At 67.5% G+C, this 18305-nt stretch carries 15 protein-coding genes; 6 read left to right on the plus strand and 9 right to left on the minus strand.

What is annotated here, in order from left to right; all coding sequences use genetic code 11:
- The first annotated feature begins 1375 nt into the window (after positions 1-1375).
- Positions 1376-1756 (plus strand): cell division protein SepF, encoded by a 381-nt coding sequence (locus tag ABD120_RS30685; protein WP_343953670.1) that lies wholly within the window; start codon positions 1376-1378, stop codon positions 1754-1756.
- A gap of 8 nt (positions 1757-1764) precedes the next feature.
- Here ABD120_RS30685 and ABD120_RS30690 read toward each other — a convergent pair whose 3' ends face one another.
- The 3 genes from ABD120_RS30690 to ABD120_RS30700 form a co-directional block, all read right to left on the minus strand.
- Complete coding sequence (locus tag ABD120_RS30690; RefSeq protein ID WP_343953671.1) at positions 1765-3033, minus strand: hypothetical protein; 1269 nt, start codon at positions 3031-3033, stop codon at positions 1765-1767.
- Positions 3034-3196: 163 nt separating this feature from the next.
- Entirely contained in the window at positions 3197-4924 is a 1728-nt protein-coding gene (gene argS, locus ABD120_RS30695) for an arginine--tRNA ligase (RefSeq protein WP_343953672.1), read from the minus strand.
- Positions 4921-7200, minus strand: coding sequence for an HAD-IC family P-type ATPase (locus tag ABD120_RS30700; RefSeq protein WP_343953673.1), 2280 nt, complete (start codon positions 7198-7200; stop codon positions 4921-4923). The genes argS and ABD120_RS30700 overlap by 4 nt, the downstream gene beginning before the upstream one ends.
- 108 nt (positions 7201-7308) lie before the next feature.
- Between ABD120_RS30700 and ABD120_RS30705 the strand changes: the two genes are divergently transcribed.
- Positions 7309-7434 (plus strand): hypothetical protein, encoded by a 126-nt coding sequence (locus ABD120_RS30705; RefSeq protein ID WP_343953675.1) that lies wholly within the window; start codon positions 7309-7311, stop codon positions 7432-7434.
- Between the two features lie 302 nt (positions 7435-7736).
- Here ABD120_RS30705 and plsX read toward each other — a convergent pair whose 3' ends face one another.
- A complete protein-coding gene (plsX, locus tag ABD120_RS30710) occupies positions 7737-8753 on the minus strand; it encodes a phosphate acyltransferase PlsX (RefSeq protein WP_343953676.1) in 1017 nt (338 codons plus the stop codon).
- 725 nt (positions 8754-9478) lie between these two features.
- On the minus strand, positions 9479-10024 hold the full coding sequence (locus tag ABD120_RS30715) for a DUF1707 SHOCT-like domain-containing protein (RefSeq protein ID WP_343953677.1): 546 nt from the start codon (positions 10022-10024) through the stop codon (positions 9479-9481).
- Between the two features lie 176 nt (positions 10025-10200).
- Here ABD120_RS30715 and ABD120_RS30720 point away from each other — a divergent pair, with 176 nt between their 5' ends.
- The gene (locus ABD120_RS30720; RefSeq protein WP_343953679.1) at positions 10201-11523 is read left to right on the plus strand and encodes a KamA family radical SAM protein; all 1323 of its coding nucleotides are present in this window, start codon (positions 10201-10203) and stop codon (positions 11521-11523) included.
- A gap of 52 nt (positions 11524-11575) precedes the next feature.
- On the opposite strand, the gene ABD120_RS30725 is transcribed toward ABD120_RS30720, so the two are convergent.
- The 4 genes from ABD120_RS30725 to ABD120_RS30740 all read right to left on the minus strand — a co-directional run bounded on the left by ABD120_RS30725 (position 11576) and on the right by ABD120_RS30740 (position 14180).
- On the minus strand, positions 11576-11731 hold the full coding sequence (locus tag ABD120_RS30725; protein ID WP_343953680.1) for a hypothetical protein: 156 nt from the start codon (positions 11729-11731) through the stop codon (positions 11576-11578).
- A 109-nt stretch (positions 11732-11840) separates the two neighbouring features.
- Entirely contained in the window at positions 11841-12362 is a 522-nt protein-coding gene (locus ABD120_RS30730; protein ID WP_343953681.1) for a YbhB/YbcL family Raf kinase inhibitor-like protein, read from the minus strand.
- A gap of 50 nt (positions 12363-12412) precedes the next feature.
- Positions 12413-13273 (minus strand): ABC transporter ATP-binding protein, encoded by an 861-nt coding sequence (locus tag ABD120_RS30735; RefSeq protein WP_343953682.1) that lies wholly within the window; start codon positions 13271-13273, stop codon positions 12413-12415.
- A complete protein-coding gene (locus ABD120_RS30740) occupies positions 13266-14180 on the minus strand; it encodes an ABC transporter permease (RefSeq protein WP_343953683.1) in 915 nt (304 codons plus the stop codon). Before ABD120_RS30740 ends, ABD120_RS30735 begins: the two co-directional genes overlap by 8 nt.
- A 474-nt stretch (positions 14181-14654) precedes the next feature.
- Here ABD120_RS30740 and ABD120_RS30745 point away from each other — a divergent pair, with 474 nt between their 5' ends.
- The 3 genes from ABD120_RS30745 to ABD120_RS30755 all read left to right on the plus strand — a co-directional run bounded on the left by ABD120_RS30745 (position 14655) and on the right by ABD120_RS30755 (position 18301).
- Positions 14655-16295, plus strand: coding sequence for a peptide ABC transporter substrate-binding protein (locus tag ABD120_RS30745; RefSeq protein ID WP_343953684.1), 1641 nt, complete (start codon positions 14655-14657; stop codon positions 16293-16295).
- 124 nt (positions 16296-16419) lie between these two features.
- Positions 16420-17364 carry an ABC transporter permease gene (locus ABD120_RS30750; RefSeq protein WP_343953685.1) on the plus strand — a complete coding sequence of 315 codons (945 nt, stop codon included), beginning with the start codon at positions 16420-16422 and terminating at the stop codon, positions 17362-17364.
- Positions 17357-18301 (plus strand): ABC transporter permease, encoded by a 945-nt coding sequence (locus ABD120_RS30755; protein WP_343953687.1) that lies wholly within the window; start codon positions 17357-17359, stop codon positions 18299-18301. The genes ABD120_RS30750 and ABD120_RS30755 overlap by 8 nt, the downstream gene beginning before the upstream one ends.
- The last annotated feature ends 4 nt before the right edge of the window (positions 18302-18305 follow it).

Genomic DNA, 18305 nt, shown 5'->3' on the forward strand with positions numbered 1-18305 from the left:
TGTGTGGGGTTCGTTGTTGGGGGCTTGGGCTTGGGCTTGGGCTTGGGCTTGGGCTTGGGCTGTGCGGTCGGTTTGGGGGGTGTGTTGGGGGCCGCCTGTGCGGATCGGTGGTTGCTGGAGGCCGCTGGTGTGGGGCAGCGGTTAACTTCTTGGTGGCTCATAGGGTGTTTCATCTTCATGGCCCCTCGTGATGAGGGCTTTCATACGAGGTGTGGGGCTCTCTCACATGCATCGAATGCGGCCACTCTCCTGTTGGAGGCCGCTTCCGGTAGTCGGCTGAGGCCACTCCCTGCTGAGGGGTGGCCTTGTTCGCTTTAAGGGGTGGGTATCGGGCTTCGGGTGTCGCCGACATTCGCGGAGAGGGGTCTTCGACGGCTTGTGTCGGTCGGGTGCTGCGATGAGGGCTTCAGGCTTTGAGCGAGGGCTTCAGGCGGAGGCTTTAGGGGTTGAGGTCGGCTGAGGCGGGAGGGCTTCTGGCGTTGTGTGGGCTGTCGTGGAGCAGCTCGTCCTTTGTAGGGGAGGGGTGGGCGCGTTTTTCTCTATGCGCAGGGTGCGGATGGGTATTCCTCAGCGGATATGTCAGTGGTGGCTCGTAGTGTTGTCTCGGTGCCTGGGCCTTTGTGGGTTCCCTTCCCAGGGGCTAGGGAGGAGTCGTTGAGATGGGTGCGGGGTGTGGGGAGGGGCGTGATGGAGGCCGACGGCATGGGTCGGCGGGTGGCGGTGGGGGCGGCTTCGCCGTAACGGGTGGGTGGGCACTTCTGCCTTCATCGGGGACGTGGGTCCTTCCATGTTCATCGGGTGGGCTGGGGCCCTCCGCGCTCATCGGGCGGCTGGGGCCCTCCGCGTTCGCGATGGGTTCGGTGGGTTCCACGGCGGCTGTCGATTGGAAGGTTCGCCGGAGGAGGGGGCTCCGCAGGAAGGGCGTCTCCGGCGGGAGAGGGATCTTGGGATTCGAGGGTGGGAGCGGATGCCCCCTTCGGAGGAAAGCGCATTGTGATCTTGATATCTGTGATGCGATGCACATTGCGGAATCCGTCGGCCGGCTTGAATTGCGGAGACCTGAGGCCGGTTGCGGGTGGTGGGGTGGCGAGGGAGGTCGCGGGGTGAGGGCAGTGAAATGACCTGCGGGAATGCGGTCTTCAGTGGGCTGACCTGGGCCGTTGCCGGCCCCTCTGCCGGGGCGCCGAAGGCGGTCGTAGACAGAGTTGGTTTGGATGCTATAGACCGCGCGTAAATCCAGCTGCAACCAGGATGCTAGCCGCACAAAATGGAATATGTGCTGGGCGTGTCGCATGGCGAACCGGGAATCGTCGGTTACCGTCCAATGTGTAGGGACGTGCCGATTGCGGTGAGTTCCTGAGGAAAGGACATACCGATGGGGGCAGTGCGCAAGGTGGTGAGCTACCTTGGCCTGGGCGGAGTCGAGCCTTACGACGAGCCCTTCGACGACGAGCACTACGAGGACGAGTACCTTCCCGCGGCCGAGCGGGCGGCGAAGCGGTGGCGTGCCACCGTCGAGTCGTCGCGGATCGTGATGGTGCAGCCGCTGAAGTACAACGACGCACCGATGATCGGCCAGCACTTCCGTGAAGGGCAGACCGTCATCATGGACGTCACGGGCATGCCCATGCCCGAGGCGACGCGGATGGTCGACTTCGCCGCTGGCCTCGCCTACGGGTGTGAGGGGCGGATCGAGCGGATCGCCGACCGCGTGTTCCTGCTCGCACCGGCGCATGTGGAGATCGAGACCACGTAAGAGCCGCCCTAGGCGGCTCTGGGTCCGCGGCGGATCAGCCGGTTGAGGTCGGCTGAGTCTTCCGCGGCCTGGGTGGCGCGGGCCTCCGCTTCACGCGCGTACGCGTGGAGCGCCCAGACCGCGCCGTCGGCGAGCTCACGCAGCTCGCTCACCTGTGCGGTGATGTAGCGATTGTCCGCTTCGAGAGCCCTGCGGCGCTGCCAGAGCAGCCAGCCACTGAGGCCGAGCCCGGCCACGCCCAGCACGGCGAGCCAACCTGTGACAAGGAACGCGCAGACCACCGCGACGACACCGACTAGCAGCAGCAGGCCGGCGACGACGGGCATCCGGCGGGCCTTGGCGCCCGTGGCCGCGATCTGATGTTCGGCCGCCGCCAGCGACTCGGTGTCCGGCCCCTCCGGGTGAAGCACGATGCGATGCCCGAGCAGCGCCACGTCCACGGTTCCCGGCGGCATGAGGCGGGTGTCGGCTTCGAGCTCATCGGCGTACGCGCGCAGGATCGGGGCCGCGACGTGCAAGGCGATCGCGGCGAGATGCGGGTCGGCGCCGGGGCGCAGATCGTCGAGCAGATGCGCCGTCAACGAGCCCCTGGGTCCTTCAGGACCGCCGAGACCGATCTGGGTGCGAAGTACGGCGATGGGCTCGTCCTCCGCCCACGTGGCGGCGGGCGTGGCGGACTGGTTGGTGAGCGGTGCGGAGGACTCCTGATCGGCCTGCCGCGCCGAGGTGATCTCGGCGCACCGGGCGCGCAGCCGGGTCATGCGAGCGGCGGCCTGAGCGGGGCGGGCGAGTTCGGGGATCTCGGCCATCTCGGGGAAGTCGACGAGCGAGGCCGGCACGACCACGGACGGTTCGCCCGGCGCCAGCGCCTGCACCCACTCACGCGGGTCGGCGTGCGCGGGTACTGCGGGTGCGTCGAGCTTGCGCAGTACGAAGATCTTGCCGGCGGGGCCGAAGGCGCCTCGGGCGGCGGCCAGCCACAGGGCGCGCTGCCCGTGTGCGACAGGCTGTTCGAGGGACAGGTCGCCAAACGCGGTGCCGAGCCAGGACGCGTGGATGCGGTCGCCGTGGCCGGCGACGGCCAGGGCGAGGCAGAGGAACAACGCGGTCTTCTGCTGGTCGCGTCCTGCGGCGAGGCTGAGATGCTCCATCGGGTCGTCGCCGGAGAGGATCGCCACCAGCGCGAGGACGGCGGGCGGCAGCCAGTAGCCGGAGATGTCGCCGAACTCGGGCGGGGTCGGCGGCGCCGAGCCGTCGGCTGCCAGGTGAGCCAGCAACGCTTCGGCGTAGCGGTGAAGCTCATCCGAGGTAGGGGGGCTTGCGGTCAGATCCGTGCTCAAGGCAGAGAACTCCCCCAATATCCGCCGCTGATTCATGACCGCGTAAAGCCTAGCCGGGGGGCGCGCCAACCGGGCGGAGGCGCGCCCTATCAGACATGTCTTACATGCGGTCAGGCACTGGGACACCGAGGAGGTCGAGCCCGGTTTCCAGTACCCGCAGGGTGAGCGCGCACAATGCCAGCCGGGAGGCGCGGGTCTCCGCGGCGACGCCGTCCTTCAGCACCGGGCACTGCTCGTAGAAGGTGCTGAACAGGCTGGCGGTCTCAAACAGGTAGGCGCACAGCCGGTGCGGTTCGACCTGCTCGGCGACCAGTTCGACCAGAGTGCCGAAGCTCAGCAGGTGGAGGGCCAGGGCGCGTTCGGCGTCGGCGCCGAGCGTGATGGACCCGCTCACGTCTGCGGCGTCGATGCCACCCTTGCGGAAGATCGAGCGAATCCGCGCCGTGGCGTACTGCATGTACGGGCCGGTATTGCCGGTGAAGCCGAGCATACGGTCGAAGTCGAAGACGTACTCGCTGTCGTGGCTGACCGACAGGTCGGCGTACTTGACCGCGCCCATGCCGACGGCGTGGGCGATCTCCGACCTGGTGGTCTCGTCGTAGCCCCGGTCCTCGATGACGGCCGAGGAGCGGTCGACGGCCTCCTGGAGGAGGTCCATCAGCTTGACGGACTCGCCGGAGCGGGTCTTGAAGCGCTTGCCGTCCTTGCCGAGCATCATGCCGATCTGGACGTGCTCGGCGGAGACGGACTCCGGCAGCCAGCCGGCCTGCTTGGCGGCCGCGAAGACCATGCGGAAGTGCAGGGCCTGGTCGGCGCCCACGACGTACAGCATGCGGTCGGCCTTGAGGTCCTCGACCCGGTAGCGGACGGCGGCCATATCGGTGGAGGCGTAGCCGTAGCCGCCGTCGCTCTTCCTGATGATGAGCGGCAGCGGCTTGTCGTCGGAGCCGGTGAAACCGGGCGGGAAGACGCACAGCGCGCCCTCGCTCAGGACGGCGACGCCCAGGTTCTCCAGGTCGTCGCAGGTCTTTTCGAGCAGCGGGTTGTACATGCTCTCGCCCGCGATGTCGGTGTCGGTGAGGGTGACGCCGAGCATGTCGTAGATCTTGTTGAAGTAGCGCACGGTGGCGTCCATGAAGACGTGCCACAGCCGCAGTGTCTCGGCGTCGCCGGACTGAAGGGTCCGCACCCGGGCGCGCGAGCGGGTCTTGAACGTCTCGTCGCCGTCGAACTTCCGTCGCGCATCCTGGTAGTACTCGGTGCCCTCGCCGGCTTCGAGCTGTGCGACTGCGGCGTCCTCGCCGATGTCGAGCAGGTGCTCGATGAGCATGCCGAACGGGGTGCCCCAGTCGCCGAGGTGGTTCTGCCGGATGACCGTGTTGCCGAGGTGTTCGAGCGTGCGGGCCATGGCGTCGCCCACGATCGTGGTGCGCAGATGGCCGACGTGCATCTCCTTGGCCGCGTTGGGTGCGGAGTAGTCGATCACCACGCGTTGCGGCGGCGTGGTGTGGCCGACGCCGACGCGCGGGTCGGCGAGCAGCCCGGACGCCTCTCCCGCGATCCACCCGGAGTCGAGTGCGATGTTGAGGAAGCCGGGGCCGCTGACCTCGACCGTGCCCGGGAAGTCGGACAGTTCGGCGGCGATGGCTTCCGCGACCTCCCTCGGGGCCCGTCGCAGGCGCTTGCTCAGGCTCATCGCGACGTTCGCCTGGAAGTCGGCGAACTGGGAGGGCCGGATCAGCGGGTCTGCGTCGGTGTACTCAGGCCCGAACGCGTTGCCCAGCGCCTGCTGGACGCGCTCGGTGAGCACTTTCTGCGGGTCGGTCATGTCCTTAGGGTACCGGTGACCTTGACCGCCAGGCTGATGAGCGCGGCGGCCGCGACGGAGACCCCGAGGGCGACCAGGTCGTTGCCCGGATCACCTGGTTCGAGGGCGAAGAACCACCTGGTCAGCGGGAGGGCGAAGGTGAGCGTGAACAGTCCGAGCATGGTGGCGACGAGCACGGTCTTCCACCACAGCAGGGGCCTGGCGACCAGGACCAGCACCCACCAGGTCGTGAGGAAGAGCGTGATCACGGCGGTGGTGCGGTCCTGGACGAGCGTGGAACTGCCGGTGCGCGCCGCCCAGAACGAGAGGAACACCGCTGCCGCGCAGATCACCCCAGCCGGTACGGCGAAGCGCAGCACCCTCGGCACGAACCCCGGCCTGGACCGCTCGTCGGTCGGCGCGAGCGCCAGGAAGAAGGCCGGGATGCCGATGGTGAGGGCGTTGACCAGCGTCGAGTGCCGGGGCTCGAACGGGAACGTCAGCCCGAGCACGCCGACGAGCAGCGACAGCACGATCGCGTAGAAGGTCTTGGTGAGGAAGAGGTTGGAGACCCGCTCGATGTTGGCGAGCACCCTGCGGCCTTCGGCGACGACGGTGGGCATGGTGGCGAACCGGTTGTCGAGCAGCACCACCTGGGCGACGGCCTTGGTGGCCGGACTGCCCGCGCCCATGGCGATGCCCAGGTCGGCGTCCTTGAGCGCGAGGACGTCGTTGACGCCGTCTCCGGTCATGGCGACGGTGTGCCCGCGTGCTTGGAGGGCGCCGACGAATGCGCGCTTCTGCGCGGGGGTGACGCGGCCGAAGACCGTGTGGCCGTCGAGGATCTCGCCCAGCTCTGCCGGGTCCTCCGGCAGGGTGCGCGCGTCGATGGCGCGGTCGCCGCCGGGGATGCCGAGGCTGAGGGCGATGGCGGAGACGGCGGTCGGGTTGTCGCCGGAGATGACCTTGACGGTGACGTTCTGCCTGGCGAAGTAGGCGAGGGTCTCCTTGGCGTCCGGGCGCAGGCGCTGCTTCAGCGTGACCAGCGCGACGGGGTCGGGGCGGGGGTCGTCGAAGCCGTCGGCGCGGCACAGCGCGAGGACGCGGGCGCCCGTCGTGGCGAGGGCGGCCGAGCGCGCGTAGCCGTCGGCTTCCGGCGGCAGCAGGACGTCGGGGGCGCCGAGGACCCACGTTCCGTGGTCGCCGAACGCCGCGCCGCTCCATTTCCTGGCTGAGGAGAACGGCACCGTGTCGGTGGCGGTCCAGTCGTCGGGCGGATGGGGGTGGCGGGCCTTGATGGCCTGGGCGGTCGGGTTGGGCCGGGAGTCGCTGCCGGCGAGGGCGGCGAGCGCGTCGCCCACGGGTTCGCCGTCGCGGAGCGGGATGACCTCGTCGAGGTCCATGCCGCCCGCCGTCAGAGTGCCGGTCTTGTCGAGGCAGAGAACGTCGACGCGGGCCAGGCCCTCGATGGCGGGCAGCTCCTGGACGAGGACCTTGCGGCGGCCGAGCCGTACGACGCCGACGGCGAAGGCGATCGAGGTCATCAGCACCAGGCCCTCGGGGATCATGGTGACGATGCCCGCGACCGCGCCGGTGATCGCGGTGCCGAAGTCGTTCTGGGTGCGGATCTGGCTCCAGGTGAGCAGCGCGCCGACGGGGATGACCAGGAGTGTGATGTAGCGGATGAACCGGGTGATGCCGTCGCGGAGTTCGGAGCGGGCGAGGCCGAACTTGCTGGCCTCCTCGGTGAGGCGGGCGGCGTAGGCGTCGGCGCCGACTGCCGTGGCGGTGAACGCACCGGACCCGGCGACGACGAAGCTGCCGGACAGGACCTTGTCGCCGGGCTGCTTGTGGACCGGGTCGGCTTCGCCGGTCAGGAGTGACTCGTCGATCTCCAGGCTCTCTGAGGCGACGACCTCGCCGTCGACCAGCAGTCGGTCGCCGGGGCCGAGGAGGATGAGGTCGCCCAGCACTACCTCGCGCGGGGGTATCTCCTGATCTGCGCCGTCTCTGCGAACGCGTACGGGAGCCTCGTTGACCACGGCGAGTTTGTCGAGTGTGGTCTTCGCGCGGAGCTCCTGGACGATGCCGATGAGGGCGTTGAAGACGATGACAAGGCCGAACAGGCCGTTCTGCCATTCGCCGAAGATCATGATCAGTGCCCATAGGACGGCGATGACCAGGTTGAACAGGGTGAAGACGTTGGCCCGCACGATGGCCCACAACGATCTGCTGGTGCGGCGCGGGGCGAGGTTGCGCGGTGCGGCGGCGACCTGCGCCGAGGTGAGCCCTTCCACGCGACCCTCCGATGTTCGTGGACCCGGGCTCAACATTAGGGGCCGGGGCCTTCGCCGGGTGGGAGGTGGCGGAGGCTGTGGAAAACCTGGGCGGGAGGTGTGGCCGTTGTGGATGACGTCGGGTCGGCGCAGGCCGGGGTGACCCTGGTCAGCGGCCGGGTGTCACAAGGGCGATGGGCGGAGTTCGTCGTCAAGGGGGTGGGGGCGGTGGACGGCTCTGGGTGTGACCTTTGACTGGTGGGCGTGGTAGGGGAGTGCGTTGCCGCAGGTGGGTGGGTGCGGTGGGTGGATTCCGGGTTTCACCACGGGTGGAGGGTTGGGTCGGGCGCGTGGTGAGTGAGGTTCGTTTGCTGTGGGGTGGTTCCGGGTGTCGCCTCGGGTGGGGGTGGTTCGTCACCACGGGTGGTGGGTGTGGAGGGTTGGTTCGGGCGCGTGATGGGTGAGGTTCGTTTGCTGTGGGGGTGGGTTTCGGGTGTCGCCTCGGGTGGGGGTGGTTCGTCATCACAGGTGGTGGGTGCGGAGGGTGGTTCCGGGTGTCACCACAGGCGGTGGGTGCGGTGGGTGGAGGCCACGCGTTCGCCGATTCTGGTCACCACGCCGCCCTTCTCAAGGTCGGCGGCGAGCTGGCAGGCCGCGCTGATGCCCGCCGCCCTGGAGGAGCCGTGGGCGATGACGACCGTGCCGGTGAGCCCGAGAAGCACGGCTCCGCCGTGGGCCTCGGAGTCGAGGCGGCGCTGGAGGTCGCGCAGGGCGCCGCGCTGCATGAGGGCGCCGAGGCGGGCGGCGCGGTGCGCGTTGACGGTGTTCCTGAGTTCGGTGAAGGCGTACTGGACCGCGCCCTCCATCGTCTTCAGCGCCACGTTGCCGGTGAAGCCGTCGGTGACGATCACGTCAGCGAGGCCGGTCAGCAGGTCGTGGCCTTCGACGTTGCCGACGAAGTGCAGGGCGGGGGAGGCGGTCAGGAGTTCGTGGGCGCGGCGGGTGAGCTTGTTGCCCTTCTCCGCCTCGCCGCCGATGGTGAGCAGGCCGACGCGGGGTTTGCCGATGCTGAAGGCGGTCTCGGCGTAGGCGGCACCGAGGTGGGCGAACTGCACAAGCATTTCGGGTTTTGCGTCGGCGTTGGCTCCGGCGTCCAGGAGCAGGGTGGGCTTGGGGAGCGTGGGCAGCGCCACGGCGATGGCCGGACGGAGCACGCCGGGCAGCCCCTTGAGCCGGAGGCGGCCGGTGGCCACGATGCCGGCCGTGGAGCCTGCGGAGACGGCGGCCGAGGCGTTGCCCTGCCGTACCAGGTGGCAGGCGATCGCGATGCTGGAGCGGGGGCGGCGCAGGCTCGCCAGCGCGCCCTCGTCCATCGCCAGGGCCTCGTCGGCCCGGACGATCGGGACCTCCTTGGTGGCCCGGTGGTCCTCCAGGGCCTCGTACAGCACCCTTGGCGGGCCGACGAGGACCACGGACAGTCCACGCTCGCGGACGGCGTGCACCGCGCCCGCCACGACCTCGTGCGGCGCGTGGTCGCCACCCATGGCGTCCAGTGCGATCGGCTTGTCGGACAACTCTCACCCCAACTCGCATCGTAGAGAGGTGCGGACACTGCCCTGTACGCGAGGCCCGTTCGGTCCCTGTCTCACCGACTGATGGCAGACACCCGGCGGTCACACGGTGTGAGCGCGATCGGCCGCCCCGGGCTACATGGTGTGAGCACGGCCGGATTTCGGGGCTACGCGGTGTGAGGGCAGGCGGGGTGAGGGCGGGCGGGGTTTCAGGCTGCGCAATGTGAGGCGGGCGGGGTGTCGGAGCTACGCGGAGTGAGAGCGGCAAGGGGCGCGTCCACGGGAGTGGTGTACGAGTTCGACCTGTTCACAAGCACGGCGGCCGTGAAATGAGGACGGGCGGGGTTTCGGAACTGCGCGGTGTGAGGGTGGCTGGGGGTCGGGGGTGTGCGGTGTGAGGGTGGCTGGAGGGTCGGGGGTGTGCAGAGTGAGTGCGGGCGGGGGTTTCGGGAGCGCCCTGTGAAGCGTGGCCGGCGTCCGGGGCGGGTCACGTCCGTGGACGCAACCCTCGGGGCTGTGGCGGGCGCACGGAGGGCCACGGCTCAGGAACCCCGGGCGGGGCGCTGAGCCGTACACCTGGACTCTGAGGCGTCCCCAACGCGAGGCGTCCCCAACACGCGAGGTGTCCCCAACGCGAGGCGTCCCCAACACGCGAGGTGTCCCCAACGCGAGGCGTCCCCAACACGCGAGGTGTCCCAACACGGGGGTTCCCTGCGTGAGGGGCGTCCCTACGTGGGGTCGCCTCGGGCGACGATCACCTTGCCGAAGGCGACCCTGCCGGTCACGCGGATGACGGGGCCGTCGTCACCTGAGCCGCCGGACACCTGGCGTTTGGCGAACATCGCGCCGACCTCGTCGATCACCCGGGCGTTGTCCGGCACCCTGATGAGCAGTTTGCTGAAGTGCGCGGTGACGTCGAGGGTGATCTCGCGGCCGGGCAGTACGGCCTGCGACAGGTCGATGATCAGGGCCCCGCACATCGCGGACAGGGTGGTGTGCCGGGAGGCGATCCACCGGCCCCTTTTGATGACTTTGCTGAACGGGGCGGTCACGCGTTGGGTTTCGACCGGATTCGGGAGATTAGTGATGTCCGTATCGGGCAGGTCGTGCGTCAAGGGGACGAGTTCGCCGACCGTCTTGGCGGTATACGCGGCTTCCAGCCGGTCGGCGTGCTCGACGCTGGTGAGTCTTCCTGTTGCCAACGCCTCTGCCAGTACCGCGGCGGTCCTGTCACGGTCGGCGTCGGAGGCGCGCAGAACGGGATCGTCGTTCACGGATTGGAGTGTATGTCTATTCGCGATATGTCGCGAGAGGCCACCAGGCGGCAGAGAAACTTGGGCCCCAGTGGAACCAGAAGCGGCCTGCTACGCGTCCGGGTATAAGAAACCTAGACGCACGACTAGGTCGAGAGGTTTACACCCGATCGAACAAAAAAGATGGGAAAGGCCTAGTGATCTTGAACCAGGCAGGAACGCGACGCTTCCGGGCGTACACGTCCAAGCACCTCGACGAGCTGCTGCAACGAGCAGGGCTCGACGAGCAGGAGCGTCTCAGGGTGCGAGCCGTGGCCACGGTGCTGCCCTTCCGGACCAACGCCTATGTGGTGGATGAACTCATCGACTGGTCGGCCGCGCCCGACGATCCCATATACCGCCTCGTCTTCCCGCAGCAGGACATGCTTCCGGCAACGGACGTGGCCAGGCTGGCCGACCTGCTCAAGGCCGAGGCACCGACCGCAGAGATCAACGTGGAGGCCAACAAGGTCCGCGCACGTCTCAATCCGCACCCCGCGGGCCAGATGGAGCTCAACGTGCCCCGCATCGGGCGAGAGCCCGTGCCCGGCATGCAACACAAGTATCCCGAGACCGTGCTGTTCTTCCCCAAACAGGGGCAGACCTGTCACGCCTACTGCACGTACTGCTTCCGCTGGGCCCAGTTCGTCGGCGACGCCGACCTGAAGTTCGCCTCGGACGACATCGATCAACTGGTGTCCTACCTGGGCCAGCACCCGGAGGTCACGAGCGTCCTGGTGACCGGCGGCGACCCCATGATCATGGGTGAGCCGGTGCTCAAGCGCTACATCGAGCCGCTGCTGGAGGTCGAGCAGCTGGAGTCGATCCGCATCGGCACCAAGTCGCTGGCCTACTGGCCGCAGCGCTTCACCACCGACCCCGACGCCGAGGACACACTGCGGTTGTTCGAGCGCGCCGTGGCGGCCGGCAAGAACCTCGCCTTCATGGCCCACTTCTCACACCCGCGCGAGTTGGAGCCCGCGCTCGTGGAGACGGCGGTCGAACGGATCCTCGCCACCGGAGTGACGATCCGGACCCAGGCACCCCTGATCCGGTCGATCAACGACGACCCCGAGATCTGGTCAGGGATGTGGCGCCGTCAGCTGCGGATGGGGATGATCCCGTACTACATGTTCGTCGAGCGGGACACCGGGCCGCAGGACTACTTCGCGGTGCCGCTGGGCGAGGCCTACGAGATCTTCCGCGACGCCTATGCCACCGTTTCCGGGCTCTGCCGCACCGTGCGCGGGCCCTCCATGTCGGCCACCCCCGGCAAGGTCTGCGTGGACGGTGTCACCGAGATCGCGGGGCAGCGGGTGTTCGTGCTGCACCTGATCCAGGCTCGCGAACCCGCGCTCGTCGGCAGGCCGTTCTTCGCGCACTACGATCCGGACGCCGTGTGGCTGACGGACCTGCGGCCGGCCTTCGCCGACAGGTTCCCGTTCGAGAGTGTGGTCACAGACGCCAGATTGTCGGCTTGAGGCCACGCGAGGGCGGAGCCCCCTTGGATGAGGGGGCTCACTGCGCGCGGCCTCAGAACACGCGTACGGCGGTGCGGCGGGCTATCTGAGCCTGGAGCCTCGCCATCTGCCAGTGCAGTTCGATGAGTTGCTCGGCCAGCTGGGCTCGGGGGACCTCGGCCGGGTCTTCGACGGCCAGATGGTCGATCGCGGTCGACAGCTCTCGCATCGCGAGCCCCCATTCGATCAGTCGCTCTCGGAGATTCGAAAGGATCGAATCTGTGTTCGGATTCTATCGGAATCCGGAAGGCGGTGTCAGCTGATCGGGGCCGGTGGGGTCAGGTTTCGTAGACGGGTGCGATGAAGCCTCTGGCCAGCGTGTTCGCGGTGATGTTGAAGCCCACGACGGCCGCGGAGGTGTCGGGGCCGAGGCCCAGCGACTCGACGCCGAGCGCGTGCACGGCGAACAGGTAGCGGTGCGGCCGGCCGGGAGGCGGGGCGGCGCCGCCGTAGGCGAGTGAGCCGAAGTCGTTGCGGGCGTGCGTGCCCAGCTTGGCGTCGGCGCTTCCGGCGTCCGCCGGAAGTTCCGTGAGGTCGGAGGGCAGGTCGTACAGCAGCCAGTGCCAGAAGCCGCTGCCCGTGGGGGCGTCGGGGTCGAAGCACGTGACCGCGAAGCTGCGGGTGCCCTCGGGGGCGCCGGACCAGCGCAGGTGGGGGGAGATGTTGCCGCCCGTCATGCCCCAGTCGTCGAACACCTGGGCCTCGGGCAGCCGCTCACCGTCGCGTACGTCGTCGCTCTCGACGGCGAGCGCGGGAACCTCGGGCAGGAAGTCGTAGGGGATGGGTGGCCACGCCGGCATGGTCTACCTCCGATGGGATGGGTTCGTACGGTCCCCATCCTTATCGGAGATCAGCCCTTGTGGTACGCGGGCATGACCTCTTTGGGGTCGCCGTCCATCTTGATCTTGCCCTTGTGCAGCCAGATGACCCGGTTGCAGGTCTCCTCGATGACCTTGTGGTCGTGGGAGACCAGGAAGACGGTGCCGGCCGACTGGCGGATCTGCTTGATGCGCTCCTGGCTCTTCTTGCGGAACTCGCGGTCGCCCGTCGCCAGGGCCTCGTCGATGAGAAGCACGTCGTGGGTCTTGGCGGAGGAGATGGCGAAGCGCAGGCGGGCGCCCATGCCGGAGGAGTAGGTGGACATCGGCAGCTGCACGAACTCGTCGATGCCGGAGAAGTCGACGATCTCCTCGTACTTCGCCTTGACCTCCGCCGGGGTCATGCCCATGGCGTAGCAGCCGAGGATGATGTTGCGCTCGCCGGTGAGCTCACGCATGAGCGCGGCGTTGACGCCCAGCAGCGAGGGCTGGCCGTCGGTGTAGACGGCGCCGGCGTGCGGCGGCAGCAGTCCGGCGATGGCGCGCAGCAGCGTGGACTTGCCCGAGCCGTTGCGGCCCACGATGCCGATGGCGTCGCCGTGGTAGGCGACGAAGGAGACGCCCTTGACGGCGTGGACCTCCTTCATCTGCGGCCGGCCCTGGCGCTTGAGCATGCGCATCAGCGCGCTGACCGCGTTGCCCTTCTCGTGGTCGGAGGCGGCCGCGTAGACGCGGTAGACGATGTGCAGGTCGTCGACCACGACGGTCGGAGTGCCCGTGGGGGCGTCCATCGGCTTGTGGCCGGTGGGCTCCGGGTTGGGGTGCACCCTGACGTCTCTGACGCCGGGCTCCTCGCCCTTCACCTGTGACAACTCCTCCGTCAGCTCAGCCACGCCCGTACCTCTCCTCGGCCCGCCAGAAGTACCAGAAGCCGAAACCGAGTGCGAACACTGCCCAGAATACGCAACTCGCCATCGCCCACGTCGGGGGAGTGTGGCCCGCTATGAGGATGTCGCGCATCACCTCGATGAACGAGGCCGCCGGGTTGAGGTACATCACCTGCGCCACCCACTCTGGCATGTCGGCGCCGTCGACGACCTTGCCCTGGATGGAGAAGAAGACGCCGGAGGCGTACAGCCAGGTGCGCATGATGAACGGCAGGAGCTGGTTCATGTCGCGCATGGAGGCGCCGACACGGGCCATCACCAGGCTGGCGCCGACGTTGAACATCGTCTGGAGCACGAGGACCACGGGGATGAGCAGCCACATGAGGGTGGGGGGCTCGCTCCAGACGACGATCAGCAGGAGCACGCCCATCGAGATCGCCAGCTGCTGGAGTTCCTGGATCGTGTAGGCCAGGGGCAGCGCCGCGCGCGGGAAGTGCAACGCGCGGATCAGCGAGAGGTTGCCCGAGATCGACTTGGCGCCCGCCGTCACCGACCGCTGGGTGTAGGTGAAGACGAACATCCCGGTGAGCAGGAAGACCGGGTAGTTGTCGATGCCGTTGGCGCCGCCGAGGATGAGGCCGAACATCACGAAGTAGATGCCGGCGTTGAGCAGCGGGGTCAGCACCTGCCAGAGCTGACCCAGGGCGGAACTCGAGTACTTCGAGACGTTGCGCGAGGTCGCGTACGTCATCATGAAGTGGCGCCGCTCCCAGAGCTGACGCAGGTAGACATGGAACCTCGGCCGTGCGATGGCACGGCGAAGCCCGTATCTCTGGGCGAGCTTGGCCAGCGGCTCCTGCCCGCTTCGGCCGCCCGCCTGGGCGTCCGCGACCGCGGATTCCGGCTGGCTCATGGCAAGGACTCTATTGGATCCGGCTCGTTCGGGTACCTGTCACGGCACTTCGCCGCGTGCGGTTGGACGGGTTTCCCGGGCTTCCCGGTTCCCGTACCGCCCCAAGAGTGGATCAAATACTGATCTTCCGGCGGAACACCCCAGCTGGCGGGATTGAGCACACCTGCTGGAGGGGTATTTTTACTCAACTGTTCACGTCTGGGCGTGTCCTGTTGTGCGTGCTTTATGGTGGCTTGCGTGCTATATGGCATATGTCTGTGACGTGGGATAGGCGCACGTGTGACCGAACTGCAACGCGCCAGAGACTCGCTGGTGGCAAGTAGTGAGGGATAGTCGCGATCGACTGGCAGGGCGTCGGATGGGTTGACCGTGTCGGCCGAACCCGGGGGTGGACCACAAAGCCCCCGTCGGGCTGCTCTCCATGGCGCGGGTCGACACCAACGCCCACCTGGTAGAGGGAGGAAAGTTCTTACAATGCGTGTTACTAAGGGCGCACAGATCGTCGCCGGTACCGCGCTGCTGGCCCTCGCGGTTGCCGCGTGTGGCGGCGGTGCCACGGAGCAAAGTGGCGGCAACGCCGCGGGTGGCGGCGACACGCCGGTCCGCATGGAAGTCGGTGAGCCGCAGAAGGGGCTGATCTCCACCGACACCACCGAGACCGAGGGCTCCGAGGTGCTCGCTGCCCTCTTCGAGCCGCTCGTCAACTACGACGAGAGCAAGAAGCCGGTCGAGGCGGCCGCGCAGTCGATCGAGAGCACCGACAACACGGTGTGGACGATCAAGCTGAAGCCGGGCTACACCTGGCACAACGGCGAGCCTGTGACGGCCCAGAACTATGTGGACGCGTGGAACTACGCGGCCAACCAGGACAACGCGCAGGGCGCGGGCTACTTCTTCGGCCGCATCGACGGCTACAAGGACCTGGCCCCGGGCGAGGGCAAGACGGTCGCCACCAAGGCCATGAAGGGGCTTGAGGTCGTCGACGACACGACCTTCAAGGTCACGCTGGCGGCGCCGTTCTCGCAGTTCAAGACCATGCTGGGCTACACGGCCTTCTACCCGATGCCCAAGGCCGCCTTCGGCGCCGACGGCAAGGTCACCGCCGAGTTCGGTGAGAACCCGATCGGTCAGGGTCTGTTCAAGATGGACAAGCCCTACAAGAAGGGCACCGACCAGGTCATCGACATGTCGGTGTACGACAAGTACCCCGGCACCAAGCCGAAGAACTGGACCAAGCTGCAGTTCAAGATCTACACCAGCTCGGAGACCGCCTTCCAGGACCTTCAGGCCGACAACCTGGACATCCACGACTCCCTGCCCGCCTCGGCGATCGCGACCGCCAAGGCCAGCCTCGGCGAGCGGTACCAGGACCAGCCGGACGCCGGTATCGGCTACATCGGCTACCCCCTGAAGTACAACCCCGAGTTCCAGAACGCGGACGTCCGCAAGGCCATCTCGATGGCGATCGACCGCAAGACCATCGCGGAGACGGTCTTCTCCGGCACCCGTGCCCCGGCCGACGACTTCATCAACCCGGCCATCGACGGTTACCGCCAGGGCGCCTGCACCGCGTGCGCCTACAACCCGGCTGAGGCCAAGAGCCTCTACGAGAAGGCCGGCGGCCCGAAGACGATCGAGCTCGGCTACAACGCCGACGGCGGCCACAAGGAGTGGATCGAGGCCGTCGCCAACAACTTGCGCGCCAACCTCGGTGTCGAGGTCACGCCCAAGCCGTTCGAGAAGTTCGCCAACATCCTCGACGACCTGGACGCCAAGAAGTACAAGGGTCTGTTCCGCCTGGGCTGGGCGATCGACTACCCGGCCGCCGAGAACTACCTGACCCCGATCTTCCACACGGACGCTGCCAAGACGGGCTCCAACTACGGCGGTTACAGCAACAAGGAGTTCGACGACCTGCTCGCCAAGGGCGACCAGGCCCCCACTCCCGAGGAGGGCCTGAAGCGCTACCAGGAGGCCGTCGACATCCTGATCAAGGACATGCCGTACATCCCGGTGTACTTCTACCGGAACAACTCCGCCGCCTCCACCAAGGTCAAGAACGTCAAGATCAACCTGCTGAACCAGGTTGAGTGGGCTTCGGTCGAGAAGGCCTGACGTTGATGCAAGGGACGGGCGCCACGCCGTCCGTCCCTTGATGGCCAGCCTCGGAGGCAGTTCACTTGGGCCAGTACCTTCACGGTTCGAGGGACTGCCTTCTTGGCATGTACGGGAGGCTTAAATGGGCCGATATGTCATCAGGCGTCTTCTCCAGTCGATACCCGTTCTCCTCGGCTCGACTCTGCTCATCTTCGCCATCGTGTTCGCGCTGCCTGGAGACCCCATCGCGGCGCTGGCGGGCGAGAAGCGGCAAGACCCTGCGATCATTGGCATCCTTCGCGAGCAATACCATCTGAACGATCCCCTGCTGGTGCAGTACTGGTACTACATCAGCGGTGTGTTCTTCCGGGGCGACTTCGGCGTCACGTTCGCCAACGTCCCTGTCAGCCAGATCATGGCCGGCAAGTTCCAGGTGACGCTGAACCTGGCGCTCACCGCACTGGTCTTCGAGGCCATCATCGGCGTCGGCCTCGGCATGTGGGCGGCGCTGCGTCGTGGCAAGGCCGCGGACACCGCGATCCTGGCCTCGACCCTGCTGCTGATCTCGGTGCCCACCCTGGTCACCGGCTTCGTGCTGCAGTTGGTCCTCGGCGTGAAGATCAAACAATGGACGGGCCTGGACATCTTCCCCATCGCGGGCATCACCAACGGCTTCCGCAGCTACCTGCTGCCGGGATTCGTGCTCGCCGGGGTCTCGATCGCCTATCTCACCCGGTTGACCAGGACCAGCCTGGTGGAGACCATGAGAGCGGACTTCATCCGTACGGCGACCGCCAAGGGCCTGCCCAGAAGCCGGGTCATCGGCAGGCACGCACTGCGCAACGCGCTGATCCCGCTCGTCACCTATCTCGGCGCCGACCTCGGCAACCTCATGGGCGGAGCGGTGATCACCGAGACGATCTTCAACCTGCCCGGCATCGGGGAACAGCTCTTCAAGTCCGTGTATCTGCGAGAACAGCCGGTTGTCGTGGGTATCGTGACCGTTCTTGTGCTGATCTACATCCTGGCCAACTTGGTCGTGGACCTGATGTACGCAGTGCTCGACCCGAGGATCCGCTATGAGTGAAACGCCGACACCCACCATCCCGGCCGAGCGGCCGAGCCCGCCTCCGGCGACCCAGGGGAAGCCGAAGGAGTCGAAGCCCGCCAGTCTCTGGACGGACGCCTGGCGCGACCTTCGGCGCAGGCCGATCTTCATCATCTCGGCGATCATCATCACCGTGCTGGTGGTCATGGCGCTGTGGCCGTCGTTGTTCACCTCGATCGACCCGATGGACGCGCGCACCTGCGAACTGGCCACCGCCAGGCAGGGACCGAGCGCGAGCCATCCGTTCGGCCGCGACAACCTCGGCTGCGACCTGTACGCCAGGTCGATCTACGGTGCCAAGAACTCGCTGCTGATCGGCATCACGACCTCGCTGGCCACCGCGTTGATCGGCGGTCTGCTGGGGCTGATCGCCGGTTACTTCGGCGGCTGGACCGACACGATCTCCTCGCGGTTCACCGAGATCTTCTTCGCGATCCCCAGCATCCTGGGCGCCCTGCTGATCTCGGCCACCTTCCGCGGCGGAGCGCTCAGCAGCATCACCCTGGTCATCATCGCACTCACGGTGCTCGGTTGGCCAATGGCTTTCCGCATCATGAGAGCGGCGGTCATCACGGCCAAGTCGCAGGACTTCGTGGTGGCGGCCAAGGCACTGGGCGCGAGCTCCTCGCGGATCATGTTCAGGCACCTGCTGCCGAACGCGCTGGCCCCCGTGATCGTCATCGCGACGATCAACCTCGGCGTGTTCATCGCGGCGGAGGCCGCGTTGTCGTTCCTCGGCGTCGGTGTGACCTCGCCGGACATCTCCTGGGGACTGATGATCTCCGACGCGCGCAACAGGTTCCTCGATGCGCCGTTGCCGCTCTTCTTCCCCGCGGTGTTCCTGTGTGTCACCGTGCTCGCCTTCATCATGCTGGGCGACGCCGTACGCGACGCGCTCGACCCGAAGCTCAGGTAAGGGG

Source organism: Nonomuraea longicatena (assembly GCF_039525605.1).
Classification (GTDB): Bacteria; Actinomycetota; Actinomycetes; order Streptosporangiales; family Streptosporangiaceae; genus Nonomuraea; species Nonomuraea longicatena.

What these genes read in the sequence shown, in the direction of transcription:
- ABD120_RS30730 (WP_343953681.1), bottom strand. Translation starts at nt 12,362, where the DNA reads ATGCCGGCGTGGCCACCCATCCCCTACGACTTCCTGCCCGAGGTTCCC.
- ABD120_RS30755 (WP_343953687.1), top strand. Translation starts at nt 17,357, where the DNA reads ATGAGTGAAACGCCGACACCCACCATCCCGGCCGAGCGGCCGAGCCCG.
- ABD120_RS30725 (WP_343953680.1), bottom strand. Translation starts at nt 11,731, where the DNA reads ATGCGAGAGCTGTCGACCGCGATCGACCATCTGGCCGTCGAAGACCCG.
- ABD120_RS30745 (WP_343953684.1), top strand. Translation starts at nt 14,655, where the DNA reads ATGCGTGTTACTAAGGGCGCACAGATCGTCGCCGGTACCGCGCTGCTG.
- ABD120_RS30740 (WP_343953683.1), bottom strand. Translation starts at nt 14,180, where the DNA reads ATGAGCCAGCCGGAATCCGCGGTCGCGGACGCCCAGGCGGGCGGCCGA.
- ABD120_RS30750 (WP_343953685.1), top strand. Translation starts at nt 16,420, where the DNA reads ATGGGCCGATATGTCATCAGGCGTCTTCTCCAGTCGATACCCGTTCTC.
- argS (WP_343953672.1), bottom strand. Translation starts at nt 4,924, where the DNA reads ATGACCGACCCGCAGAAAGTGCTCACCGAGCGCGTCCAGCAGGCGCTG.
- ABD120_RS30685 (WP_343953670.1), top strand. Translation starts at nt 1,376, where the DNA reads ATGGGGGCAGTGCGCAAGGTGGTGAGCTACCTTGGCCTGGGCGGAGTC.